The sequence below is a fragment of the Streptomyces sp. HUAS TT7 genome (assembly GCF_051550175.1).
Taxonomy (GTDB): domain Bacteria; phylum Actinomycetota; class Actinomycetes; order Streptomycetales; family Streptomycetaceae; genus Streptomyces.
Genome location: NZ_CP196175.1, coordinates 6,173,044 through 6,198,785, shown reverse-complemented (window position 1 = coordinate 6,198,785; position 25,742 = coordinate 6,173,044). Strand labels below are relative to the sequence as shown.

General features: G+C 72.0%; 17 protein-coding genes and 1 pseudogene. 14 read left to right on the top strand and 4 right to left on the bottom strand.

Annotated elements, in window-relative coordinates:
* Positions 1-105: 105 nt before the first annotated feature.
* From ACSHXC_RS27880 to ACSHXC_RS27845, 8 genes and pseudogenes are all read left to right on the top strand, one after another.
* Complete coding sequence (locus ACSHXC_RS27880; RefSeq protein WP_438294219.1) at positions 106-1,527, top strand: hypothetical protein; 1,422 nt, start codon at positions 106-108, stop codon at positions 1,525-1,527.
* Positions 1,524-2,620 (top strand): annotated as a pseudogene (locus ACSHXC_RS27875) (ARPP-2 domain-containing protein). The gene ACSHXC_RS27880 and the pseudogene ACSHXC_RS27875 overlap by 4 nt, the downstream one beginning before the upstream one ends.
* A gap of 121 nt (positions 2,621-2,741) precedes the next feature.
* The gene (gene glnII, locus ACSHXC_RS27870; protein ID WP_438294218.1) at positions 2,742-3,773 is read left to right on the top strand and encodes a glutamine synthetase; all 1,032 of its coding nucleotides are present in this window, start codon (positions 2,742-2,744) and stop codon (positions 3,771-3,773) included.
* A gap of 378 nt (positions 3,774-4,151) precedes the next feature.
* Complete coding sequence (locus ACSHXC_RS27865; RefSeq protein ID WP_438294217.1) at positions 4,152-4,736, top strand: winged helix-turn-helix domain-containing protein; 585 nt, start codon at positions 4,152-4,154, stop codon at positions 4,734-4,736.
* Between the two features lie 358 nt (positions 4,737-5,094).
* Positions 5,095-6,360, top strand: a complete 1,266-nt coding sequence (locus ACSHXC_RS27860) for a sensor histidine kinase (protein ID WP_438294216.1) — start codon at positions 5,095-5,097, stop codon at positions 6,358-6,360.
* Positions 6,345-6,992, top strand: coding sequence for a LuxR C-terminal-related transcriptional regulator (locus ACSHXC_RS27855; RefSeq protein WP_438294215.1), 648 nt, complete (start codon positions 6,345-6,347; stop codon positions 6,990-6,992). The genes ACSHXC_RS27860 and ACSHXC_RS27855 overlap by 16 nt, the downstream gene beginning before the upstream one ends.
* A gap of 62 nt (positions 6,993-7,054) precedes the next feature.
* Positions 7,055-8,200, top strand: coding sequence for a methyltransferase (locus ACSHXC_RS27850; protein WP_438294214.1), 1,146 nt, complete (start codon positions 7,055-7,057; stop codon positions 8,198-8,200).
* A 149-nt stretch (positions 8,201-8,349) separates the two neighbouring features.
* Entirely contained in the window at positions 8,350-9,744 is a 1,395-nt protein-coding gene (locus ACSHXC_RS27845) for a DUF1996 domain-containing protein (protein ID WP_438294213.1), read from the top strand.
* 51 nt (positions 9,745-9,795) lie between these two features.
* Here the strand turns inward: ACSHXC_RS27845 and ACSHXC_RS27840 are convergent, their stop codons facing one another.
* Positions 9,796-10,179, bottom strand: coding sequence for a hypothetical protein (locus ACSHXC_RS27840; RefSeq protein WP_438294212.1), 384 nt, complete (start codon positions 10,177-10,179; stop codon positions 9,796-9,798).
* 98 nt (positions 10,180-10,277) lie between these two features.
* Here ACSHXC_RS27840 and ACSHXC_RS27835 point away from each other — a divergent pair, with 98 nt between their 5' ends.
* The 6 genes from ACSHXC_RS27835 to ACSHXC_RS27810 all read left to right on the top strand — a co-directional run bounded on the left by ACSHXC_RS27835 (position 10,278) and on the right by ACSHXC_RS27810 (position 16,462).
* A complete protein-coding gene (locus ACSHXC_RS27835) occupies positions 10,278-10,859 on the top strand; it encodes a rhomboid-like protein (protein ID WP_438294211.1) in 582 nt (193 codons plus the stop codon).
* 28 nt (positions 10,860-10,887) lie between these two features.
* Positions 10,888-11,679, top strand: a complete 792-nt coding sequence (locus ACSHXC_RS27830; RefSeq protein WP_438294210.1) for a tyrosine-protein phosphatase — start codon at positions 10,888-10,890, stop codon at positions 11,677-11,679.
* A gap of 77 nt (positions 11,680-11,756) precedes the next feature.
* Entirely contained in the window at positions 11,757-13,700 is a 1,944-nt protein-coding gene (locus ACSHXC_RS27825) for a hypothetical protein (protein ID WP_438294209.1), read from the top strand.
* Between the two features lie 81 nt (positions 13,701-13,781).
* Positions 13,782-14,669 carry a metal-dependent hydrolase gene (locus ACSHXC_RS27820; RefSeq protein WP_438294208.1) on the top strand — a complete coding sequence of 296 codons (888 nt, stop codon included), beginning with the start codon at positions 13,782-13,784 and terminating at the stop codon, positions 14,667-14,669.
* Between the two features lies 1 nt (position 14,670).
* Positions 14,671-15,735 (top strand): PDR/VanB family oxidoreductase, encoded by a 1,065-nt coding sequence (locus ACSHXC_RS27815; protein ID WP_438294207.1) that lies wholly within the window; start codon positions 14,671-14,673, stop codon positions 15,733-15,735.
* Positions 15,736-15,748: 13 nt separating this feature from the next.
* Complete coding sequence (locus tag ACSHXC_RS27810) at positions 15,749-16,462, top strand: TetR/AcrR family transcriptional regulator (RefSeq protein WP_438294206.1); 714 nt, start codon at positions 15,749-15,751, stop codon at positions 16,460-16,462.
* A gap of 88 nt (positions 16,463-16,550) precedes the next feature.
* On the opposite strand, the gene ACSHXC_RS27805 is transcribed toward ACSHXC_RS27810, so the two are convergent.
* The 3 genes from ACSHXC_RS27805 to pulA all read right to left on the bottom strand — a co-directional run bounded on the left by ACSHXC_RS27805 (position 16,551) and on the right by pulA (position 25,707).
* Positions 16,551-18,152 (bottom strand): SpoIIE family protein phosphatase, encoded by a 1,602-nt coding sequence (locus tag ACSHXC_RS27805; protein WP_438294205.1) that lies wholly within the window; start codon positions 18,150-18,152, stop codon positions 16,551-16,553.
* Between the two features lie 130 nt (positions 18,153-18,282).
* Positions 18,283-20,316, bottom strand: a complete 2,034-nt coding sequence (locus tag ACSHXC_RS27800) for an ATP-binding protein (RefSeq protein ID WP_438294204.1) — start codon at positions 20,314-20,316, stop codon at positions 18,283-18,285.
* Positions 20,317-20,406: 90 nt separating this feature from the next.
* Complete coding sequence (gene pulA / locus ACSHXC_RS27795) at positions 20,407-25,707, bottom strand: pullulanase-type alpha-1,6-glucosidase (protein ID WP_438294203.1); 5,301 nt, start codon at positions 25,705-25,707, stop codon at positions 20,407-20,409.
* Positions 25,708-25,742 lie beyond the last annotated feature (35 nt).

Below are 25,742 nucleotides of genomic sequence, written 5' to 3'. Positions count from 1 at the left end.
CGCGGGACTCCGGCGCGACTTCCGGGACTTGCCTCTACAGCAAACATTTCGCTGCTCGCGCCCCCATTCCCCGGCCGGCTTCCACTTCACGCACGGGGGACCTCCATGGCTCAGGAGAGCTACGCCGACCTCGTGGCGGCCGAGGACGTACTGCTCTTCGTCAATGCCGCCGTGACCGCCACCGGGCAGCGCGAATTCCGCTCGGCCGCCGGCGAGCAGCGGCTCTCGCTCGCCTTCCTCCACGAGTACGTGCGGGTCAACCACCGCAGGGTGTACGCCGCCGTGCTCGCCCTGGACATCAACGACCACAACGCGGCGCTGATCGTCCGCCACCTCCTGGAGAGCGCGGGCGAGGCGAGCCCCGAGGAGAAGCGCACCGAGGGGCGGCTGATCGCGGCCCGGCTCGCGGTGCTCCCGCCGCAGCGGGTGTACCGGCTGCTGCGCGCGCTGCGGACGGCGAAGGTCAACAACCGGCGCACCCGCGCGATCTTCCGCGACTGGCTGGCGGCCCGCCCGGACCCGGCGTTCGACGCGGTGAAGTACCGGGGCGGCCTGAAGTCCGCGGCCCGGCATGCCCATCTCCCTTACGGAGGTGGCGAGTTGGGGGACTTCCTGTTCCGGCCCGGCCGCCGGCCCCGTTACGAGCACCCCCTGCTCGACGCCCACCGCCGCGCGCACTACGAGCAGGCCGCCCTGTACAAGCTGCCGTTCACCGTCGCCGAGGGGTTCGCGGCCCGGCACGGGGTGCCGCGCGAGGTGTTCCTGGAGCGGATCGGGTCCCGTACCACCCGCCTGGAGCGGCTGCGCATCCAGGCGCGGGCCGGGGCCGCCCCCGCCGACCTGGCCACGATGCCGCTGACCCGGCTCGCTCTGTACGTCCTCTCGCTCGGCCTCGACGAGCGGGCGCGGCGCCGGGCCGAGCTGACGGGCGCGCTGCGGGCCTCGGCGCTGCGCGCGGCCGGGCCGCACGCGGGAACGTGGGGCCGCGTCTCGGCGGTGCTCGACGACAGCTACTCCTCCGCCGGCTCCGGCGAGAAGCGTCGCCGCCCGCTCGCGGTGGCCCTGGCCTGCCACTTCCTCCTGGCCGCGCTGGCCGGCGCGGGGGCGTACCGCGGCCGCTGGACCTCGGGCGGCACGGATCCGCTGCTGGTCCGGCCCCTCGGCGCGACCCCGCTCGGCTCCCGCGTCCTGGACGCGCTCGACGACTCCCCCGAGCGACTCGTGATCGTCTCCGACGGCTGGGACAACGCGCCGCCGGGCCTCGCGGGCGAGGTGCTGCGGGTGTGGCGCACCCGGCTCGACCCGGACCGCCGCACCCGCGTCGTCCACGTGAACCCCGTATACGACGCGGACGGCTTCGACGTGCGCCGCCTCGCCCCCTCGGTGCCCACGGCCGGTATCCGCGACGCGGAGGACCTGCCCGCCCTGGTGGAGATCGCCGAGTTCGCCGAGGGCCGCACGGGTCTGGCCGAGCTGTACACGTATCTGGACCGCCGCACGGCCGACTTCACCAAGGACAGCCGATGACCTCGCTCGACCTGACCGGTCTCGACGCCGGGCCCGCCCAGGTGTGGGGCGGCATCCGCCTCGTGCCGCTGCTGCGCGCGGAGGCGGTGGCGGGGCTGCGGCTGAGCCGGGAAGTGTACGGGGACCCGGTGGGTGCGGACGTGCGCCTGAACCACACCACCCGCTACACCTCCTACATCCCGCACGGCTTCGTGGCCGACTGGTCGGGCGAGGGACCCTCGGCGGCATACGGCACGAGTCTGGGCGAGGTGCCGCCGAGCCGGGTGCCGCTGCACCGGATGGCGAAGCGGCGGCCCGGCGACCGGCTGCGCTTCCTGCCGCTGCACCTGGCCCTGGAGGGCTATCTGGCGCTGCACTTCGGCGGCCCCTCCGTGCAGTGGGACACCTGGTCGCGCGAGGCGCTGCGCGGCGGGCTCTCGCCGCGCGTGGAGAGCGCCTACCTCGGCGCCGAGGTGCCCGGGCTCGCCGACGCGCTGCGGGTGTTCGAGATCCACCCGGGCCAGTGCGGTGTCCTCGTGTACGCGGCGGACGCGCTCGGCGCCGCCTTCGCGGTGCCGCACCCGGACGACTACCGGGCGCTGCACGCCACCCTGCTCCAGGACCTGTTCGGCGAGCTGATCCACCACAGTACGCGCAGTACGGGCGCCCGGTCACGGAGTTCACCGCCCGCGTCGACGACCGGCATGTGCGTACCCTCGCGGATCTGCGGGCGGCGGCCCGCGGGCAGGAGCGGGCCTGGCGCGAGGCGCACGACACGGTGATGGCCGCGGAGCTGTACGACACGTCGTACGCCTTCAGCCGGGTGTACCGGATGGGCGGCTTCGACCTGTGGCGCTTCCTGCCGCCGTTCCACCGGGGCGGCGCCGCCCAGCACATCGGCGAGGCGATCACCGACCGCAAGGGCAGGGTGGCGTATCTGAAGACGTTCCGGCTCTCCGAGAACCAGGTACGGCGCGGCCATCTGCTCCAGAGCCTGGCCGCCCACGACTGGGATCCGGTACGAACCGCCGAGGCGCTCGGCACCGTACCGGAGGAACTGACGAGGCGGATCCGCAACGCGGGCTTCGCGGCGCTGCTGCGGCACCCCAGGTAACACCGGGTTCACAAACGGGCAACGGACGGGAAATGCCGGGGTGTGAGGCTGCCGGGCATACAGCAGCGCCGCAGCGTGGCAGCGCGCAGGCACCCCGCAGCTCCCGCAAAGGATGGCTTCCGTGACGTACAAGGCCGAGTACATCTGGATCGACGGCACCGAGCCGACCGCCAAGCTCCGTTCCAAGACGAAGATCATGGCCGGTTCGCCCGTCGCCGTCGCCGAGCTGCCCATCTGGGGCTTCGACGGGTCCAGCACCAACCAGGCCGAGGGCCACGCATCGGACCGCGTCCTGAAGCCGGTGTTCTCCTGCCCGGACCCGATCCGCGGCGGCGACCACATCCTCGTGCTGTGCGAGGTCCTGAACATCGACGGCACCCCGCACGAGTCCAACACGCGTGCCCTGCTGCGTCCGGTCGCCGAGCAGTTCGCGGCGCAGGAGCCGATCTTCGGCATCGAGCAGGAGTACACCTTCTTCGACGGCGACCGCCCGCTCGGCTTCCCCGTGGGCGGCTTCCCGGCCGCGCAGGGCGGCTACTACTGCGGCGTCGGCGCGGACGAGATCTTCGGCCGCGAGATCGTCGAGAAGCACCTCGACCACTGCCTCGCCGCGGGCCTCGGCATCTCCGGCATCAACGCCGAAGTGATGCCCGGCCAGTGGGAGTTCCAGGTCGGCCCGCTCTCCCCCCTTGAGGTCTCCGACCAGCTGTGGATCGCCCGCTGGCTGCTCTACCGCACCGCCGAGGACTTCAACGTCTCCGCCACCCTCGACCCCAAGCCGGTCAAGGGCGACTGGAACGGCGCGGGCGCGCACACCAACTTCTCCACCAAGGCGATGCGCGAGGGTTACGACGCGATCATCACCGCCTGCGAGGCACTCGGCGAGGGCTCCAAGCCCATGGACCACGTCAAGAACTACGGCGCCGGCATCGACGACCGCCTGACCGGCCTGCACGAGACCGCCCCGTGGGACCAGTACAAGTACGGCGTCTCCGACCGCGGCGCCTCGGTGCGCATCCCGTGGCAGGTCGAGGTGGACCGGAAGGGCTACATCGAGGACCGCCGCCCCAACGCCAACGTCGACCCGTACGTGGTGACCCGTCTCATCGTCGACACCTGCTGCACCGGCCTGGAGAAGGCCGGACAGGTCTGAGCCATCCGCGCTCGGCTTCAAAGGGCGTCCGCCGCTTCTGCGGTGGGCGCCCTTCGGCGTTGTGGGGCGCTGATTCGGAGGGGCCGACTCCGGTCACGCTGTGCCAAGGATCCGTATCAGTCCGTGGGAGGGGGCTGCTGCACCGGGCGGATCGTCTGGTTGAATGGGGACATGGCCAGCATCCAGAACCCCGCGACAGGTCGCAGCGACCTCGAACCGTTCTGGCCGTCCCGTCAGGACCACGACTTCGACCGGGTGTGTTGCCGCGCGACGAACGCGCCGGCCCTCTAACGCCTCGATCCACTCCAGGCCTTCGGCCCGCGCGCAACGACGTACGTCCCCTGCCGACGACTCCCCGCGCGAAAGAGCTGACCCCTCATGGCGAACACCCGTACCCTCCCCTCCGCCGACGCCCACACCCCCCTGCCGCTCGGCCGGCACCGACTGCGGGCCGTGGACCGCGACGAGGTGGCACGTCCTGCCCCGTCCCAGGTCATCGACTTCCTTCCGCCGGGCGCCACTTGGCTGCCCGCACCCCAGCACACTCTGCCCGCGCTGCCGGGCCAGCCGCCGATGGTCGGCTATCTGGTGCTCGTCCCGGCCGACCAGCAGCCCGCGCTGCTCGCCGCGGCGCCCGAGCCCCTGACGCCCGTCCCGGTCGAGCCCGCCTCCTTCGGCGGGGACGCGCTCGTACGGATCGACACCGTACGGCGCACCGCCGAGGTGGACGGGGCGCAGCTCGACCTCACCTACCTCGAATTCGAGCTGCTCGCCCACCTGGTGGCCCATCCGCACCGGGTGCACACCCGTGACCAGCTGGTCACCACGGTGTGGGGCTACGGCCACGTCGGCGACGGCCGCACGGTCGACGTCCATGTCGCCCGGCTGCGCCGCAAGCTCGGGGCCGAGCATCGGGGGGCGATCCAGACGGTACGGCGGGTGGGGTACAAGTACGCACCCTGACAAGGGAGTTGGGGCGGGGCACCTCAGGGCGCCCCGCCCCTTTTGCGTGCGGGGTCCCTGCGGGGCGGGCGGAACGCGGGCCGGCATGGTGGTGCTGGCAACACCCCCTGGGCGGGGGCGGGGCCCAGTGACTCCGGGCCGGCGGCCCGGCGACACTGGGAGCCGGCCCCACCGGCACTTAGCGCTCCGCAGAGAGTGCGGTTCTTCGACTGCGGGCCGGTGGGGGTCCCCCCTGCTCGAACGAAGCTGAGAGCTTGGGGGAGGCTGGTCGCGCCCACGCGGCGGAGTCGCACATGTCACAGCCCCGCGCCCCTTATGGGGCGCGTACCGCAGCGGAACTCAGGGAGACGGGGAAGCAATGAATGCGGCCAAGGCACGGGACGCGCTGCTCGCGGGGCCACGGGGCTTTGCCCTGAGCCTCATTTCGATCGTCGGGTCGATTCTGCTGTTCACGCTCACCGTCGTCTCCATCGCCCTCATCCCCATCGGCGTCGGCGTGCTCGCCACCCCGCTGATCGTCGAGCGGGTGCGGGCCCACGCGAACTTCCGGCGTGAGCTGGCCGCCCGCTGGAGCGGGGTGCGGATCCCGTCGGCGTACCGGCCGGTGCCGCACCGGCCGGGGCTGGCCGGATGGGTCGAGCGGTGCACGGTCATGCTGCGCGACCCGGCGACCTGGCACGACCTGCGCTGGATGCTCGCCGACATGACGGCGGGGTTCGTCATCGCGCTGCTGCCGCCGGTCCTGATCCTGTACATGGCGTACGGCTGGGTGCTCGCGCTCGGCGTGTGGCGGCCGATCGCGGACGCGGGCGGCGACTGGTTCCTGTTCGTCCACGTCGTCAGCCAGGGAACCGCGTACGCGGCCGCGGCCCTCGGCACCGCGATGTTCGTGCTCGGCATGTTCGTCAACCCGGCCCTGCTGCGCGGCCACTTCCAGCTCGCCCGGGCGCTGCTCGCGCCCTCCCGCGAGGCCGAGCTGGCGCAGCGGGTGGACCGGCTGACCGAGACCCGGCACGACGCCGTGGACACCTCCGCGGCCGAACTGCGCCGCATCGAGCGGGACTTGCACGACGGGGCGCAGGCCCGCCTGGTCGCGATGGGCATGAACCTGGGCACCATCGAGGCGCTCGTCGAGACGGACCCGGCGAAGGCCAAGCAGCTCCTCGCGATGGCCCGCGAGTCCTCCGCCGAGGCGCTGACCGAGCTGCGCGACCTGGTGCGCGGCATCCACCCGCCGGTCCTCGCCGAGCGCGGACTGGCCGATGCCGTAAGGGCGTTGGCGCTGCGGCTGCCCTTGCCGACCGACGTGTCGGTGGACCTGCCGGAGCGGGCCCGCGCCGAGGCGCCGGTCGAGTCGGCCGCGTACTTCGCGGTCAGCGAGGCGCTCACCAACGCGGTCAAGCACGCGGAGGCGGACAGCATCTGGGTCGACCTGTCGTACGGGTCGGGCGCGCTGCGCGTGTCCGTCGGCGACAACGGCAAGGGTGGCGCGAGGACCGGGGCGGGCACCGGCCTGAGCGGGGTCGAGCGCCGGCTCGGTACATTCGACGGCGTCCTGGCCGTCAGCAGCCCCGCGGGCGGTCCCACTCTGGTGACCATGGAGATCCCTTGCGAGTTGTCCTAGCCGAGGACCTGTTCCTGCTCCGCGACGGCCTGGTCAGAATGCTGGAGGCGTTCGACTTCGAGATCCTCGCCGCCGTCGAGAGCGGGCCGGAGCTGACCCGGGCCTTCGCGGAACTGGAGCCGGACGTCGCGATCGTCGACGTCCGGCTTCCGCCGTCGCACACCGACGAAGGGCTCCAGTGCGCGCTCGCCGCCCGCCGCGCCCGGCCCGGCCTGCCGGTCCTGGTCCTGTCCCAGCACGTGGAGCAGCTGTACGCGCGCGAGCTCCTCGCGGACGGCACCGGCGGGGTCGGCTACCTGCTCAAGGACCGGGTGTTCGACGCGGCGCAGTTCATCGACGCGGTACGCCGGGTGGCGGGCGGCGGCACCGCCATGGACCCGCAGGTCATCCAGCAGCTCCTGTCCCGCCGCGCGCAGGACGAGCCGATGGGCGGGCTCACCCCGCGCGAGCTGGAGGTGATGGAGCTGATGGCGCAGGGCCGCTCGAACGCGGCGATAGCCGAGCGCCTTGTCGTGACCGAACGGGCCATCGCCAAGCACACCTCCAACATCTTCTTGAAGCTGGGCCTGCCGGTCTCCGACGACGACAACCGCCGGGTCCTCGCAGTGCTCGCCTACCTCGACCGCGGCTGAGACGGCTGCGGCGGCGGGGGTCCGCGGCAGTTTCGGGTTAGCCTGGCAAAACAATGAACCGCATGATCACGCCCTGGGGCGAGCACGACCTGACCCGATTCCCCGAAGACCCCCGCGACCCGCTGCGGGCCTGGGACGCCGCCGACGACTATCTGCTGCGGCACCTCGCCGGGATCACGGAGCTGGACCTCTCGGGGACCGTCGTCGTCATCGGCGACCGCTGGGGCGCGCTCACCACGGCGCTTGCCGAGCACGGCCCCGTGCAGATCAGCGACTCGTTCCTGGCCCAGGAGGCGACCCGGGCCAACCTGGGTCGGGCGGGGTACGCGCCGGATTCCGTACGTCTCCTGTCGACGCGGGACGAGGTGCCCGAGCGGGTCGATGTGCTGCTGGTGCGGGTGCCCAAGAGCCTCGGGCTCCTGGAGGACCAGCTGCACCGGATCGCGCCGTCGGTGCACGCGGGCACGGTCGTCGTCGGCACCGGCATGGTCAAGGAGATCCACACCTCGACGCTGAACCTGTTCGAGCGCATCCTCGGCCCGACGAAGACCTCGCTGGCCGAGAAGAAGGCCCGCCTGATCTTCACCACGCCGGACCCGGCGCTGATCAGGCCCAAGAACCCGTGGCCGCTGACGTACTCCCTTGAGCTGGGCATCGGCCCCGCCTCCGGGCTCGCCGTGACCAATTACGCCGGGGTGTTCTGCGCCGACCGCCTCGACATCGGCACCCGCTTCCTGCTCCAGCACCTGCCCGAGCGCACGGGCCCGGACCACGTGGTGGACCTGGGCTGCGGCAACGGCGTCGTGGGTACGGCGGCGGCCCTTGCCAACCCCGAGGCGCGGATCACCTTCGCCGACGAGTCGCACCCGGCGATGGCCTCGGCCGAGGCCACCTTCCGGATGTGTGCGGGGCCCGCGCGCGAGGCCGGCTTCCGGCTCGGCGACGGGCTCGCGGACTTCGAGCCCGGCACCGCCGACCTGGTCCTGAACAACCCGCCGTTCCACACCCACCAGGCGACGACGGACCGCACCTCCTCGCGCATGTTCGCGGACGCCCGCACGGCGCTGCGCGAGGGCGGCGAGCTGTGGGTGGTCGGCAACCGCCACCTCGGCTATCACGAGAAGCTCCGCCGGATGTTCGGCAACTGCGAACTCATGGCATCGGACCCGAAGTTCGTGGTGCTGCGCGCGGTGAAGCAGGCGCGGTAAATCCTGAGGGAGTCTCAACTCCCATGAATCTCCTGAGGCGTTGAACGCCCCACGCTTCCCATCCGTATGGAACTGCGCGCTTCAAGCGAAGGAGTTCCATGGGACGCATCGCACGCTCACCACGAAAACGGCAGACCCTCCCCCGCCGGATGACGATGGCCGCGGCCGCACTCATCCTGGGCGGAGGCGGGCTCGTCGCGGTCAATTTCTATGCCTCCGCCAGTGAAGGCGATTCGGGCGGTTCGGGATCGTCCGGGCACGACATGGCGCAGATGCGGATGCTGTCGACCATCGACTGCCCGGATGTGGGCAATTCGCTGTCCACCGTGCCCGATTCGGCGAAATCACGCGTGGACCGCCGGCTCGCCGACCTCGATACACAGATTACCGACGCGTATACGAAGTTCGCCGACAACAAGGACCGCATCCAGCGCGATCCCCGCCTCGCGGACACGATGGTGCTCAACCCGCTGAAACGGCAACGCACCGATACCATCGGCCAGATCGCGGACGCCACGGGCCAGCCGGACCTCAACGACAAGGGGCTCGCCGCCTGCACGATGCGGGCCGCCGACGCCCCGGCGTCCAGTGATCAGGACGGCAACCAGGCAGACGCCCAGGCCAACGGCCAGAACGCCGCCGACAACGTCACCGCCTCCGGCCCCGCACGCAGCGACTTCGCCGACATCCGCTCCGTACGTCCGAACGTCGCCGCCCCGCAGCCCGGACGCGGCGCCTCCACCGGCACCTTCACCAGCGACTGCGGCCGCAACCAGAACGGCAAACGCAACCCCGACAATGTCATCGTCGCGCCGGGCGTGAGCAATGGCGCCCACCATATGCACGATTACGTCGGAAACCAGGCGACGGATGCCTTCTCCAGCGATGCCGATCTCGCCCGGGGCAACACCAGCTGCCGCAATCAGGGAGACAGGTCCACCTATTACTGGCCGGTCGTACGGGTCCTCAACCAGGGCAACGACACCGACGCCAACGCGGACGGCGGCGGCAAGGACAAGAACGTCGGCAAGATTCAGACCCCTGTCCAGGCCACGATCCAATTGACGGGAAGCCCGGTGAGCAAGGTCACCGCAATGCCCCGATTCCTGCGGATCATCACGGGTGACGCCAAGGCGTTCACCAATGGCAATGCGAATGCCAATGCCTCCTGGAGCTGCACCGGATTCGAGAACCGCCAGCTCAAGGACAAATACCCGCTGTGCCCGCAGGGCAGCAAGGTGGTCCGTACCTTAAAATTCCAGAGCTGCTGGGACGGCAGGAACACCGACAGCGCCAACCACCGCACCCATGTCGCCTTCGCGGACAAAAGGGGCGCCTGCCCGGCCGGATTCAAGGCGATTCCCCAGCTCGTGCAGCGCATCGTCTACGACGTGCCCGCCAAGGCGGGCGCATTCGCCGTGGACTCGTTCCCCGAGCAGCTCCACAAGCCCGTCACCGATCACGGTGACTTCATCGACGTCTTCAGCGACCAGCTGATGGGAAAGGCGGTGAACTGCATCAACACCGGGCGCTCCTGCGCCTGACCCCCTGCGCGTGAGCGCGCGGAGGCAACTGCCGCTGCGCGGCCGCCCCGGTCAGTGTCCGGAATGCATGGTCCCGGTCTCGACACTGCCACCGAGGCGGCCGTGCAGTGCCGTGACCACCGGCTGTTCGCCGACCGCCACCCACTTGCGCCCGACCAGATAGACGCCGCCGTAGTCCCGCGCCTCGTTGATCCACTCCCGCTGGCCGCGGTCGGTGGCGAAGGTGGCGAGCACGTAACGGCCGTCCTTCGTCGTGCAGTTGGCCTGCCTCAGCTCGGCCGAGTCCGTCGAGACGACGGGCTTGCAGCCGGCCCGGGCGGCCAGCTGCTCCAGGGTTCCGCTCGCGGTCGTGGGCCCGTGCGAGGACGAACCGCAGCCGGTCACCACCGCGACGGCCACAACAACCCCAAGGACCACTCGTGCATCGTTTCGCATCACCCCATCTTGCCTCCAACTCCCTTATAAACAAGGCGACTTGGCGATTTGTCGAAGGCGAAAAGGCGGGCGGGTCCCCGATGGGTGATCATGGACGCATGCGTGTACCCACCCTCGCCCCCGCCTACGTCGGCGGCGTCCAGCTCATCGCGTACGCGAGCCGGCGGCTGCTCGGCGAGCGGGACCGCCAGGACCTGCTGCGCTCGCGCTCCACCAACGTCGACAACCTGGAAGCCGGGCGATACGGGACCCTTGCCACCAGCGCGCTGCTCGTCGAGTCGCCCATGGAGCTGCCATACGCGCTGCTCCTGCTCGCGGTGCTCGGCTACGCGGAGTACGCGCACGGGGCCTGGTGGGCGGCCGGGGTGTTCCTGCTCGGCCATGCGGGCGCGACGCTCCTGGTGTACGGCGGGCTGCGCGCCGGCCGCCCCTCGCCCGCCACCCGCTCCGCCCTGGACGTGGGCACCAGCTACGGCTTCTACGCGACCCTCGGGGCGCTGACCTCGGCCCTGCCGCCCGGCCCGCTGCGCGCCGGCGCCCGGATCGCGCTGCTCGCCCTGGCCGCGAAGCCCCTCCTTCGGCGGGACCGCACCTTCACCGACGCGGGACATTTCGCGGCACTGGGGCTCGGTCTCGGGGTGGCGACGGCCGTGGACTACCGTTCGGATCGAAACCGGTAGATTTCACCCGCTCAGGAGCCGCCCGCACATGATCGCGATCCCCGCCACCACCGTCGCCAACCTGCGCGACCTCGGCGAAACCCCGCTGTCCGGCGGCCGCACCGTCCGCTCCGGCCTCGTCTTCCGCGCCGGTCAGCTCGACCGCATGGACCCGGCGGCCGATCCGGCGGTGGCCGCGCTCGGGCTGCGCACGATCCTCGACTTCCGCACCGACGCCGAGCGTGGCGACCACCCCGACCGGGTGCCGCCCGGCGCCCGCCTCGTCGTCGCCGACGCGCTCGCCGACAAGATCTCGGCCACCGACGCGCCCGCCGCCCAGCTCAAGCACATCCTGGCCGACCCGGTCGTGGCCGAGGAGCACCTGGGGGGCGGCAAGGCGCAGGCCCTGTTCGCCGACACCTACCGCTCGCTCGTCTCCTCCAACTCGGCGCGCTCCGCCTACCGCACCCTCCTGACGGAGCTCGCCGCCGACGACGCGGGCCCGCTGCTCTTCCACTGCACGGCCGGCAAGGACCGCACCGGCTGGGCGGCCACCGTGCTCCTGACGCTGCTCGGCGCCGACGAGGCGACCGTCGAGCGCGAGTACCTGTCGGTCAACCCGGCGGTGCGCCAGGCCTTCGCCCCGCTCATCGAGGGCTTCACCGCACAGGGCGGCGACCCCGAGATCGCGCTCGCCATCATCGGCGTCGTACCCGAGTACCTGGCGGCGGCCCTCGATGAGGTCGCCACGAAGTACGGCTCGATGGAGAAGTACGTCCGCGAGGGGCTCGGGGTGCCGGACGACGCGGTGGCCCGGCTGCACGAACGGCTCGTCGTCTGATCGACTCCCACCGGCGTCAACTCGCCCGAGGGGTCAGCCGGTTGGGTACGGGGTGACCATCTCCACATTCGCTCGTTTTGCTGAACGTGGCCCCAGAGCAGGACATCCTCAACCCACCCGCCCCCTCCGTCGGCGTCGAGCAGGCCGAAGCCGCGCTCGTCGAGCACTATCCGCGACTGGTGCGGCTCGCCTACCTCGTACTCCCGCCGTCGCTCGGGCGCAACCGCCGAGTGGTGACCGCGCACGCGATCGTGCAGCGCTCGCTGCCGCGCGGCCGCGGCGGCACCGGTGACGGCCCCGACGACGGCCTGATCCCCGGGGCGCGGCAGGCCGAGGCCGACGGCGACCCGGGGTATGTGTATGTGCGGCGGCGCGTGGTGCGCCAGGCGCTCGAAGCGGGGCTTCCGCTGCGCCGCAAGGCCTGGCCCAAGCGGGCTCAGTTCCCGCCGCTGCTGCCGCAGGTCTGGGGCCTGAGGCTGTTCCCGCGTTCGGGCGGCGCCGATGAACTCGCCCTGGACCAGCGCCTCTCCGCCCTCTCCGGACCCGCCCGGGCGGCCTATGTACTGCGCGGTCTCGAACGGCTCGGCGACGACGAGGTGTGCGCGGAGCTGAACGCGGCCGGGGTCACCGAGGCGCGCCTGGCGCTCGCCGAGGCCGACACCACCGAGTCGCAGGCCGGGCTCCTCGAATCCGCCGAGTTCGACCCCTGCTCGCTCCAGGCCAGGCCCACCGATCTGATGCGGCGCCGCCAGCACAGCCGGGCCGCGCTCGCCGCCGTCGCCGCGCTCGTGGTGTGCGGGGCGCTCATCGGTCTGCCGGGCGACGGCTGGGGGCCCGACGGCGCGGCCGCGCCGCCCTACGCGCAGAACCCGGTGGCCCAGGCCGCGCTCGACCCCGGCCATCTGCTGCGGGTCGAGCCCACGGCGTGGACGACCGCGACCCGTACGGACTTCTCGGTGTGGCCGGCCCGGGGCGGTCTGCTCGGCGACTCGGGGCTGCTGCGGCGGGCGCTCGCCGTGTGGGCGCGGCCGGGCGAGTCCGTACAGGTCTCGGCGACGCCGGGCACCCCGTCGGGTCCGCCGATGGGCGCGCCTCAACTCCTGTTCGCGAGCGATGTGGACCGGGCCAGGGTCGTGCTGCTCTACGACGGGCTGCGGGTCGCCCGCTATGCCGAGCCGCGCGACGGCACGGCCGGGGCCGCGCTCGACTTCGCGCGCGTGGATGCCGCCGACGCCGCGTCCGCGAGCGCGCTCGTGGTGGGCCGGACCGACGGCAACGTGCGCTATCTGACCGCGCCCTGGGTGCACCAGGCCTCCGTACGCGATCTGCTGACCCCGGACGCCTCCGCGCGGCCGCTGCACCGGGACAAGGACGGGGTGACCGACCCGATCGTGTCGCCCGCGCAGGCCCGCCAGTGCACGTCCTGGGAGGCGCTCGAGTTCCACGACGACAGCGGGGTGCGGCTCGTCACCGACCTCGGCGAGCTCGCCCCGGCGCGGCTGACGTGGGGGCCGTCCTACGATCCCCGTGACGTCGGCGACCGCTCCGCCCGCACGGGCTGGGCGCGCACCGCGTGTCTGCTGCCCACCGTCCGCTCGCACGGGGTGCGCTCCGTCAACAACTGGCAGTTCGCCCAGCAGGCGCTGCCCGAGAACAACGGCACCGCCGACTGGATCTGCACCCGGGCCGAGACCTGGCGGGGCGCGGGCAGCCGGGTGTTCGCCCAGTTCCAGGCGCCCTCCGCCAAGCTCGCGCCGGGCGCCATCGCGGCCCGTGCCGAGAACTCCGCGGCCTGCGGGGTCCGCGAGGCGCAGGTCCTTGCCGGGGTGCTGTGGAAGTCGCGCGGCGGGAACTGGTTCGTGCTCGCGGCGGGCAGCGAGCAGGTGTCGTCGGTGACCCTGTCCGGCGGGACGACCGGCAGCGGGCGGGGCAACCTCCTCGCCGTACGGGCCAAGGAGGGGGCGCGCGCCGAGCTCAACGGGCGGCTCGCGGACGGGAGTCCGATCAGCACCCTGCACTGACCGGTCCGTCCACGACCGATCCGTCCAACAATCCGGTGCGCACCCCTGTCGCTGCGGCGTACCCGTCAGTACATTGACGCCATGTCTAATACGCCGCAGCCCGCTCCGGTCGCGGAGGAGCGCATCGAGCTCAAGGCCCGGAACGTCTCGTTCGAGTGGGAGAAGACCCCGCTCCACTGGATACCCGGCGACCCGTTCACCGGCCACACCATCAATGTGCTGCACCTGTTGCTGCCGGCCGGTGAGCGCTGGTTCGTCCATGTGTACAAGCAGGTCCTGCCGTACATCACGGACGACCGGCTGCGCGAGGACGTCATCGGCTTCATCGGACAGGAGGCGATGCACTCCGCCGCGCACGACGACGTACTCCCCCATCTGAAGAAGCTCGGCCTCGACCCGACGCCCTACACCGCGCAGGTGGACTGGCTCTTCGAGAAGCTGCTCGGGGACCGGACGCTGCCCCCGGGCAGGGCGCGCGAGTGGTGGCTGAGGGAGCGGGTCGCCACCATCGCGGCGATCGAGCACTACACCGCGTTCCTCGGCAACTGGATCCTCAACGCCGAGACCCTGGACCGGCGCGGAGCAGACCCGATGATGCTGGACCTGCTGCGCTGGCACGGCGCCGAGGAGGTCGAGCACCGGTCGGTGGCGTTCGAGCTGTTCATGCACGTGGACGGCGGCTACCGGCGCCGGGTGCGCACCTGGGCGACCGCGTTCACCGCACTCGCCTTCCTGTGGCAGCGCGGAGCCCGCTTCTTCATGGACAACGACCCGACGCCGACGGTCGGCAGGGCGAGCCTCGGCGCGTTCTACCGGGCGGGCAAGAAGGGGATGCTGCCCTCCACCCCCGCCATGCTCAAGTCCATCCCGCGCTATCTGAGCCGCACCTACCACCCCTCGCAGGAGGGCAGCACCGCCCAGGCCGTGGCCTACCTCGCCTCCTCCCCCGGCGCCAACGGAGGCCGCTGACATGCGCCGTGCCACCACGTTCGCCCTGGCCGCCGGGGCCGCGCTGCTCACCCGGCGGGCACTGCGCCGCCGCATCGCCGCATCGCCTCTGTGGCCGATGCCCGCCCTGGAGGAGCCCGTCTCGGGGCGCGGCACCCGGCGCTCCACCATCACCCTGAAGCTGACCGTCACCGAGCGCACCGAGCCCGCCGAAGGCGTCGTACGGCTGCGCCTCGAAGCCCTGGACGGCTCCGAGCTGCCCGCCTGGGAGCCCGGCGCGCACCTCGATCTGGTGCTGCCGTCCGGTCTCGTACGGCAGTACTCGCTCTGCGGCGACCCGGCCGACCGCACCTCGTACACCGTCGCCACGCGGCTCATCGAGGACGGCCGGGGCGGTTCGCGGGAAGTGCACGAGCAGCTCCAGGAGGCGGTCGAGCTGTCGGTGCGCGGGCCGCGCAACCGCTTCCCGCTGGTGGCCGGCACCTCGTACGTGTTCGTCGCGGGCGGCATCGGGATCACGCCAATTCTCCCCATGCTCAGGGCAGTTGAGGACTCGGGCGCCGACTGGCGGCTGCTGTACGGCGGCCGTTCGCGGGCCACCATGCCGTTCCTCGACGAGATCGAGAAGCTGGGCGGGCGGGTCGCCGTCGTCCCCGAGGACGAGTCGGGGCTGCCGGATCTGACCTCCTTCCTCGCCGACTCCCCTTCGGACGCGGCCGTTTACTGCTGCGGGCCCGATCCGCTGATGGACGCGGTCACCGCCGCGCTCGGGCCCGGACGCACCCCGCACCTGGAACGCTTCGCACCCGGCGCGGCCTCTGCGGGCGCCGCCTTCGAGGTCGAGCTGCGCCGCTCGGGGCGCACGCTCGCCGTCCCGGCGGACAAGTCGCTGCTCGCCACCGTGCGCGAGGAGCTGCCGGGCATCTCGTACTCCTGTGAGCAGGGCTTCTGCGGGACCTGCCAACAGCGGGTCCTGGAGGGCGAGATCGACCACCGCGACGAGCTGCTCACGGACGCGGAGCGCGACGACACGATGCTGATCTGTGTGTCGAGGTGCCTCGGCAAGAAACTCGTGCTCGACCTATAGGTACTCTGTTCGCATGACGACCGGGGTACGGCGCAGGATGGGCGTCGACGAGCGCAGGCAGCAGTTGATCGGGGTCGCCCTGGAACTGTTCAGCCACCGCTCGCCCGGCGATGTGTCCATCGACGAGATAGCGGCGGCCGCGGGGATATCGCGGCCGCTGGTGTATCACTACTTCCCCGGCAAGCAGAGCCTGTACGAGGCCGCGCTGCGCCGGGCCGCGGACGAGCTCGCGGGCCGCTTCATGGAGCCGCACGAGGGCCCGCTCGGCGCCCGGCTGCTGCGGGTGATGAGCCGGTTCTTCGACTTCGTCGACGAGCACGGGCCCGGCTTCTCCGCGCTGATGCGGGGCGGCCCGGCGGTCGGCTCGTCCACCGCGAACGCCATGATCGACGAGGTGCGCAACGCCGCCTACCTCCAGATCCTGGCGCACCTCGGTGTCCAACAGCCGCCCGCCAGGCTGGAGTTGATCGTACGGTCCTGGGTCTCGCTCGCCGAGTCGACGGCGCTGATCTGGCTGGACGGGCGGCGGATTCCGCGGGGCGAGCTGGAGTTGCAGCTGGTGCACGACTTCGCGGCGCTCGCCGCGGTGAGCGCCGCCTACGACCCGGAGATGGCCGCGATCGTGCTGCGCATGCTGGCGGACGAGCCCGCCGACGGCCCGTTCAGCGAGCTGGTGGACCGCCTGAGTGCCCTGCTCCCGCCGGCGCCCGCGCCGCGCGTGGGCTGAGCCCTGCGGCATGGCCGACGGCATGACGTCCACACCGACGGCGTGACGTTCACACGCGTCACCGACGGCGGGAGCGACCCCTATGCGGTCACGCTGGTGGAGAAGGCCCTCGGTCCGCGCTGAGGCGCAGCGCGAGCAGGGCCACGTCGTCCTCCAGGTCGTCGCCGAACCGGTCGAGCAGGATGTCGCAGAGCGCCTCGGTGTCGGGCGGGGCGGCGGCCGCGGTGCGCCTGAGGTCTTCCAGCGAGTCGGCGAGGTCGGTGCCGCGGCGCTCGATGAGGCCGTCCGTCACCATCAACAGGCCGTCGCAAAGCCCCAGTTGGAGCCGCGTCGAGGGAGGGTGGCGCAGGCCGAGGCCGAGCAGCGGGCCCCGCGTCTCGATGAACGAGGCCTCGCCCCGGTGGGGCAGGAGCAGCGGCGGGAGGTGCCCGGCGTTGGCCATGCGGGTCTCGCCCGTGTCCGGGTCGATGAGGGCCAGACACAGCGTCGCGGTGGCCTCGGGGTGGTAGCGCTGGAGCATCCGGTCCAGGCGCCGGACCAGGGCGGCAGGTTCGTGGTGGTCGGTGGCGTACGCGCGCAGGGCATGGCGGAGTTCGACCATGACGGTGGCCGCGTCCAGGGAGTGCCCCACGACGTCGCCGACGCCGACCAGGAGTCCCGCGGGCGTGGTGAGCGCGGTGTAGAAGTCGCCGCCGATCTCGGCGCGGCTGGAGGCCGGAACGTAGCGCAGGGCGATGTCGGCGCCGGGCAGCCGGGGTGCGCTCTGCGGCAGGAAGCTGCGTTGCAGGGTGAGCGCGATGTGGCGTTCCTCCGCGTAGGTGCGCAGGAACTCGGCGGCCACGGCCAGGGACTGGGCGAGCCGAGAGAGCAGCTCCTCGGTCTCCTGGCCGTACGGCAGGCGGGCCGGGACGGCGAGGCAGACGGGCGGCTGGTCGGCCTGGCCGCGGGCGAGCACCAGGCGGGCCCCTTCGATGCCGAAGAGTTCCGGCGGCCACAACGGGGCCGGCGCGAGCACGGAACGCACGCCGGTGCAGCCCGCCATGGCGCGGCGGAGCAGCACGGCTAGCGCCGGGATCTCGGTGGCCTGGGCCGGGCGAGCCGCGCCGCCCGCGTGGAGGAAGGCGCCGGTGCCGAACACGAACGCGGTGACCGGGCCCGAGGTGAGCGGCATGGCAGCGGCCGCCGCCGCGTCGGCGAGTTCCTGCGGGCAGCGGGCCAGGTGCAGGGCGGCGGTCGCCTCGGCGAGACGGCTGAGCCGGCCGGCCAGGGCGGCCGACTCGTGGCGCAGCCGGGCACCGCGCAGCGCGGCCCGGATGACGGCCTGGATCTCCTCGGGCTCGACCGGCACGGTGAGATAGGCCTCGGCACCCGCGTCCAGGCCCCGGCTGCGGTCGTGCGGGGTGATGGAGGCGGCCGAGAAGTGAACGACGGGCATGGGCGCTATGCCGGGGTGGGACTTGATGCGGCGGCACAGTTCGAAGCCGTCCAGGTCGGGCAGGCCCACGTCGACGAGGGCGGCGTCGGGCAGCGCTCCCGCGCGCAGCCGGGTGTCGAGTTCGATGAGCGCGGCCGAGGCGGTGGCGAGCGATACGACGCGGTGGCCCGCGCGGCTGAGCACGGCGCCCATGGCACAGCGGTTGGCGTCGACGTCGTCGACCACCAGGACGGTCGTTTCCCGGTCCGTCGACATGGGCATCGTCATCGTTCACCGCCGATCGTCTCCAACGGCCCCTCGCACGTGTGCTGTTCGCTCCGTGACACGGGACCGCCACCCACCGTAGCGCCGCATCGCGGACAGGGGCGGCCGCATGCGGCTTTCGTCAACCCCCTTCCGGCAGGCAACCCTTGAGGGCCAGTGCGAGCCCGTCGTCGAGGCCGGTGGCCACGCCGCGGCCGAAGGCCGAGTCGTACGCCCCGTCGCCGAGCGCGGCGCGCGCCCGGCGCTCGCACTGCTCGCGCACGGCGGTCAGTTCGGGCGCGCCCATCTGTGCCTTGCCGACGGTGCGCCAGCACTCCTGGCCGACGCCGAGGAACAGCGCACCGTCCTCGCCGTCGCCCTGGGCGGTGACCGCGCAGGCCAGCAGGTCGAGGCCGATCGCGATGCCGAAGCTGTCGCGCAGGAGGCGCTTGCCGGCCAGCGTGGCGCGGGCGTGGGCGGCGGCCTCGGCGGGCCGGTCCAGGGCGAGCGCGTTCGCCGCCAGCATGTAGTCGGCGTACGCCCGCATCCAGCGCTCGCCCCGCGCGGCGCACTCGTCGCGAAGGAGCACCGCTTCGGCGGACGCCTCGGCGTGGCGGGCCAGGTTGGTGAGGGCGTAGATCCGGGCGAGTGCGCACAGCGCGCGGCCCGCCGAGAAGCCGGTGTCCTGGGCGAGAGCGGGGTCGAGGATGCCGAGGGCCCGCCGGGGGTCGCCGGGCATCAGGACGGCGGCGCCGTACAAGTAGGCCGCGCGCAGGCGGTGTTCGGGGTCGGTGGCGGTGCGGGAACACTCCTCGCCGAGTCTGTCCGCGATGACGAGGTCGCCCTGAAGGAGCGCACACATACCGAGCGCCCACACGGCGGTGGCCCGGTGCGGTCCGGGGCCCGGGCAGCCGTCCAGGGCGCGCTGGAGGTAGCCGCGGCCCTCGCGCAGGCGGCCGCAGCAGAACCAGACGAACCAGAGCGAGCCCGCCATGTCGAGGGCCGCCTCGGGGTCGGTCGCGAGGAGGTGTTCGAGCGCGGTGCGCAGATCGGCGTGCTCGGCCTCCAGGCGTACGTACCAGTCGAGTTGGCCGGGGCCCATCCAGGCCTCGTCGGCCTCGTGGGCGATCCGGCGGAAGCGGTGGGCGTGCCGGTCGGCGACCTCGGGGGTCTCGCCGAGTTCGTCGAGCCAGCGCAGGCCGTACTCGCGGATGGTGTCCAGCATGCGGTGGCCGAACCGGCCGGAGCCGTCGAGCCGGGTGCGTACGACGGACTTGTCGATGAGGCCGGCCAGGACCTGTTCGACGGCGCACGCGGGCAGCGGGCCGCCCGCGCCGATGTGCTGGGCGGCGGCGAGGTCGAACTCGCCCGCGAACACGGAGAGCCGCGCCCACAGGAGCCGCTCCAGGGGTTCGCACAGCTCGTGGCTCCAGCCGATGGCGGTGCGCATCGTCTGGTGGCGGGGCAGGGCCGCGACGCGGGTGTCGGCGAGCACCTCGAATCGGGAGCCGAGCCGGTTGGCGAGCTGTTCGACCGACCACAGCCGCAGCCGGGCGCCCGCGAGTTCGAGGGCGAGCGGGATTCCGTCGAGGCGCCGGCAGACGTCGACGGCCGCGGCCTCGCGGGCCGGGTCGGCGAAGCTGAGGTGGGGCACGGCCTCGGTGGCGCGCTCCTTGAACAGGGTCAGCGCCTCGCCGGCGACGGACAGCGGCTCCAGGGGAAAGACACGCTCCTGCGGCCGGCCGAGCGGTTGCCGGCTGGTGGCGAGGACGGTGAGCCCCGGCGAGGTCTGGAGGAGTTCGCCGATCAGGTGGCCGCAGGCGCTGATCAGGTGCTCGCAGGTGTCGAGCACCAGGAGCGGGCGTTTGTCGGCGAGCCAGGAGCAGAGCGCCTCGCAGGCGGTGCGCAGGCTCTGGTCGAAGACGTCGAAGGCGTCGGCGACGGTGGCGGCGAGCAGGTTCCGGTCCCTCAGCGGCGACAGCTCCACCCACCAGACCCCGTCGGGGTAGCGGCCCTCGATCCGCCGGGCGGTCCGCAGCGCGAGCCGGGATTTTCCGACCCCGCCGGGTCCCGTGACGGTGACGAGCCGATGCTGTTCGAGGAGGCCGTCCAGGGTGGTCAGTTCGACCGACCGACCGATGAAACTCGTGCTCTCCGCAGGAAGATTCCCCACCACGGGCACAGTCTGGACCACAGTGCGGCCCTTGACTCAACCCGCGGCGGGGAACAACCGGATTAGGTCACCGAACGACCCGGAATGATCGGTTCAGTGTTGCTTGAAGACCGCAACGGTACGGGCTGGGACTGTGAAGCTCCCCGAACTCTGATCGTATGTGGCCGTCTTCACCACCGGGTCGGCCCCGGCCGCCTGGCGCGGGTGCAGCGCGTACGCGGTGCCCGCGAGGGCGGCCGCGCGCTGCGTCTGGGCCTCGGGGGTCGCGTTGAAGACGACGACCAGCGGGCCGAGCCGCATGGTGATCACGCCCGGGGTCTCGTCCGTGCCGGACAACGGGAACGAGAGCGCCGACTGGACCTGGTCCGCGGTGGCGAGCCCGAACGCGCTCTCACTGCCCCGGATCGCGAGGAGGTCCTGGTAGGCGGCCGAGGTCCCGTTGATCTGGGCGCAGCCCGGGGTGAGCGACGGATTCGTCAGCAGGGGCTTGGCGTAGAGCCACTTGGACTGGTTGTCGGCGGCCATGGGCAGACCGCGCCCGAACCCGTTGCCCGCCCGGCAGTCCCAGTGCAGCGCGTTGAACCAGTCGCCGCTGTTGAACGAGTTGCGGTCGAGCGACTTCGAGCGAAGCAGGTCGCTGCCCGCCTGGGACAGGGCCGGGCCCTGCGAGAGGGCCGCGGTCGCGAGCGCCAGGACCTGCATGCGGGAGCGGTCGGCGGCCGAGGTGCCCGCGGGCAGCTTGTAGGCGAGCGCGTCGTACAGCGACTCGTTGTCGTGGGCGTCCGCGTAGGCGAGCGCGTCGCCCGGGGCTGCCGCGTAGCCCGCCGGGGCGCCGTTGTAGTCGACCTCGGAGCCCTTGACCGTGCGGCCGGAGCTGTCGGTGAAGGTGTACGCGGCGAGGTTGCCGGTCAGGCCCACCTTGAGGAGGTCCTGGTAGTGCAGCAGGCGGGCCTTCTGCTCGGCCGGGGTGCCGTTCGCCTTCGAGGAGTTGGGGTCGGTGTAGAGGCCGGAGGCGAAGCCCTGGACGCCCGGGTCGGCGTCGAAGGGGCCCCCGCCGCGCACCGCGTCGCGGGCCCGGTCGGAGAACGTGGCGATGCCGGTGCCCGCCATGTTCTTCTGGGTGGCCTGAACGAAGCGGGCGTCGTCGGCGACCTCGCCGAAGTTCCAGCCCTCGCCGTACATGATGATCTTCTTGCCGTCTACGCCGTCCTTCGCGGGCGTCAGGGCGTCGAGCGCCTCGCGCACGGCCAGGATGTTGGCCTTCGGGTGGTGGCCCATGAGGTCGAAGCGGAACCCGTCGACCTTGTACTGCTTGGCCCAGGTCACCACCGAGTCGACGACGAGCTTGCCCATCATGGCGTTCTCGGGCGCGGTGTTGGCGCAGCAGGTGGAGTTGGCGACGCTGCCGTCGGGCATCAGCCGCTGGTAGTAACCCGGCACGATCTTGTCGAGGACCGAGTCGTCGGCCTGCCCGCTCGCGGCGGTGTGGTTGTAGACGACGTCCATGACGGTGCGCAGCCCGGCGTTGCCGAGCCCCTGCACCATCTGCCGGAACTCCACCGTGCGGCGGGTCCCGTCCGGGTCGCCGGCGTAGGAGCCCTCGGGGACGGTGTAGTGCAGCGGGTCGTAGCCCCAGTTGTACGCGTCCTTCGCGGCCGACCTGGCGACGCAGGCCTGCTGCTCCTCCGAGTCGGGCGCGTACACCTTCAAGTCACAGGCGGGCGTGGCCTGTTCGGACTTCTTCTCGGGAATCCCGGCGATGTCGAAGGCGGGCAGCAGATGGACGTACGAGGTGCCCGCCTTGGCGAGCTGGGCGAGGTGCTTCATGCCGTCGGAGCCGGCGTCGGTGAAGGCCAGGTACTGGCCGGGGTGGTGCGAGGTGGGGTCCGCGATGGAGAAGTCACGGATGTGCAGCTCCTGGATCCGGGCGTCGCGCAGCGGCACGGCGGCCGGCTTGTTGAGCGTGGCCCAGCCCTTGGGGGCGAGCTTCGGATCGGCGAGGTCGACGACCAGGCTCCGGCCGGAGTCGGCGGTGAGGGCGGTCGAATACGGGTCGGTGACCAGGTTGGTCACGACCTTCTGCACGCTCGGCGCCCACACCTTCACGGCGTACCGGTACGGCTTGCCCGACCAGGACGCGGGCCCGGTCACCGACCAGACGCCGGAGGTGTCGTCGCGGTGCATGGCAACCGCGCGCCCGTCGAGTTCGAGGGAGACCTGCTGTGCGGTCGGCGCCCACAGGGAGAGGGTGGGGCGCCTGTGATCGAAGACCGGGCCGAGTGAAGCCTTCACAGCGGCTGCGCCGTACAGGTCGTCGAGGACGCCCTGGGTCTGGACGCCGGTCGCGGCGAGCAGTGCCCCGTCGGCGGCCCGCTGGGTCGCGATGAGCTGGCCCTTGAGGGACTCCCGGGTACGGGACCGGTCGCGGGCGTCCACGGTGAACGCCGGATAGTCCTTGAGCTGCGGGAACCTGGCCTTCTGCGCATCGCTCAGCGCGGCGGGCGTGAGCCGCAGCCACTGGCCCTCGTCGGACAGCGCGCCGTCCTTGACGGTGATGCCGCCGCCCGGCGCGTACACCAGTTGCTCGCTGGTCGCGTCGGTCGCCTTCACCTTCCAGACGACCGTGCTCCGGTCGATCCACTGCGCCTCGGCCTTGCCGAGGTCGAGCGAGACGCCCGAATTCCCTTGCGGGAGAAGGTACTTGGCCTGCCCGGCGAGCAGCCATGCCTCGTTGCCGTAGGTGGCGAGGCCGAGGGACTGGTCGTCCGGCAGGTCCTTCCGGTCGCCCTTGTGCAGGATGTAGCTCAGCGAGGTCGCGCCCTGGGCGAGCGGCACCTCGAAGGTCACTCCGTACGCGTCGCGGCCGGTCGGCATCAGCGGCCTGGACCAGTCGGTGGGCGAGGCGGCGCCGGTCCAGGTGTGCAGGCCCCAGCCGTCGTAGTCGCCGTCGGGCCGGGAGTAGTGCAGGACCGCCTTGGACTTGTCCTGCGGCGGGTGGGCGCCGGGCGGCGCCTGGTCCCACTGGCCGTCCTTGCCCTGCTCGACCCACACCTCGCCGGTGCGGCCGAGGTCGATGGTGCGCTGCGGCCCGTCGGCGGCATCACCCTTGGCGACGGTGTACGCGAGCGATCCGGCGCCCTGCGGAAGCCTGATCCAGGCGAAGGCGCCGTAGGCGTCCCGCCCGGCGAAGGCCGCGCTCTGCCCGTCGGCCTTCAGCTGCCAGCCGTCGTAGTCGCCGGCCGGGCGCTTGTAGTGCACGACGCCGTAGTCCCGCGCGACGGCCGTGGGCTTGGCGGGCGGCGGGTTCTGCCCCGCCGTCGTAGCGGCGAGCGCGCCGGCGGTCCGTCCTGTGCTGTCGACCACAACTGCCTTGTATCGCAAGGGAGTTCCGGCGGCCAAGTCCAGGTACTGGGTGACTTTGTAGGGCGCGTGGTCGGCGGAGCCGAGCGTCTGCCACTGCCCGTTGCCGCTCTGCGCGGCGAAGACGACCCGGTCGAGCTGCCCGCCGCTGACGTCGGCGGAGAGTTCCACGGTGCCGGTGGCGCCGGGCGCGGGCGCCTTCAGGGTGATCGTCGGCTTCGCGGCGGGCGCGGGCAGCGGGGCCGCCGCCTTCAGAACCAGCGAGGACAGCGCGGGCACGGTCACCTCGACGGTGGCGTCCGAGCCGCTGCGGACCGAACCCGAACCCCCGTACAGCACACCGAAGTCGGCGTCGGCCGAGCCGGTGGGTACGGAGACCGTCTTCGGCCCGGTGGCGTTGTTCACGGCCACGACGTACTCGGTGCGCGTCTTGGCGTCCGTACGCGAGAAGGCGTAGACGGAGTCCTTGGCGTAGCGCTCGGTCTGGACGCCGTCGCGCAGCGCCGGGTCGGCCTTGGTGAGGCGGGAGAGGTCGGCGATGGTGCGGTAGAGCGGGTGGGTGGGGTCGTAGGCGTCCGAGGCGTGGGTGCGGTCGGTGCCCAGTTCGTCGTCGTCCAGGTAGTCGGGGACCTTCGAGGCGAACATCGTCTGGCGGGCGTCCTTGTCGCCGCCCGCGCCGGTGAAGCCCTGCTCGTCGCCGTAGTAGATCACCGGGTTGCCCCGGCTGAAGAACATCAACTCGTTGGCCAGACGGTCGCGTTGGAGCAGCTCGGCGTCGCCGGCCCCGGGGTGGTCCTGCTTGAGGAAGGTGCCGATGCGGCCCATGTCGTGGTTGCCGAGGAAGGTGACCTGCTCGTAGGCGTTGGCCTTGTCGGTGGTGTAGCGGTAGTCGTCGGCGAACAGGGAGGCGAGCCTGGTGGCCGGGGCGCCCTGGGAGGCGTACTGGCGCGCCGCGTCCTGGAAGGGGAAGTCGAGGGTCGCGTCCAGGCGGCCCCGGGTGACGTACGGGGAGGTGACGGCGGTGTCGGCGGAGTAGACCTCGCCGAACATGAAGAAGTCCGGCCGCCCCCGCTTCTTGGCGTAACGGTCGAGCGCGGTCGCCCACTGGGTCCAGAAGTCCAGGTCGACGTGCTTGACGGTGTCGATGCGGAAGCCGTCCACGTCGAAGTCGTGGACCCACTTCTCGTAGATCTGCTCCATGCCGGAGACGACCTCGGGCCGCTCGGTCCACAGGTCGTCGAGCCCGGAGAAGTCGCCGTACTCTGCGCTCTCACCGGCGAACGTCGAATCGCCCCGGTTGTGGTACATCGTGGGGTCGTTCAGCCAGGCCGGGACCTTCTTCTCCTTCACGACCGGCGTGTACGGGAAGGAGTTCGCGTCGACCTTCTTCATCCCCGTACGGTCGTCGAAGGGGCGGCCGCCGGTGTCGAGGTAGGGGTAGGCGCCCTTGGGGCGGTAGCCGTACTGCTTCTCGGCGTAGTCGACGGTGTCGGCGGTGTGGTTGGTGATGACGTCGAAGAAGACCTTCATGCCCTTGGCATGGGCGCCCGCGATGAGCCTCGCGAGGTCGGCGTTGGTGCCGAAGTGCGGGTCGACCTGGGTGAAGTCGGTGATCCAGTACCCGTGGTAGCCGGCCGACGCGTCCTTGCCGGTGCCCTGTACGGGCTTGTTCTTGAAGATCGGGGCGAGCCAGATGGCGGTGGTCCCGAGCCCCTTGATGTAGTCGAGCTTCCGGGTGAGCCCCTTGAGGTCGCCGCCCTGGTAGAACCCCTTGTCCGTGGGGTCGTACCCGGTCTCCAGGCGCGAGCCGGTAAGCCCGCCCCGGTCGTTGGCGGTGTCCCCGTTGGCGAACCGGTCCGGCAGTACGAAGTAGAACTGCTCGCGGGTCGCGTCGTGCCGGGCCGGTTCGGCGGCGAGCCGTGCGTCGGTGGGCGGCGCGGGCGGCTTCGGCGCGGCCGTGGCGGGCAGCGCGGGCACGAGCGCCGCACACAGGGCGGCAGCGAGCGCGACGGCCGTTCTTCGCAGGGGGATCACCGGGTGCTCCTCAGTCGTACGGGGTTCTCGTCATT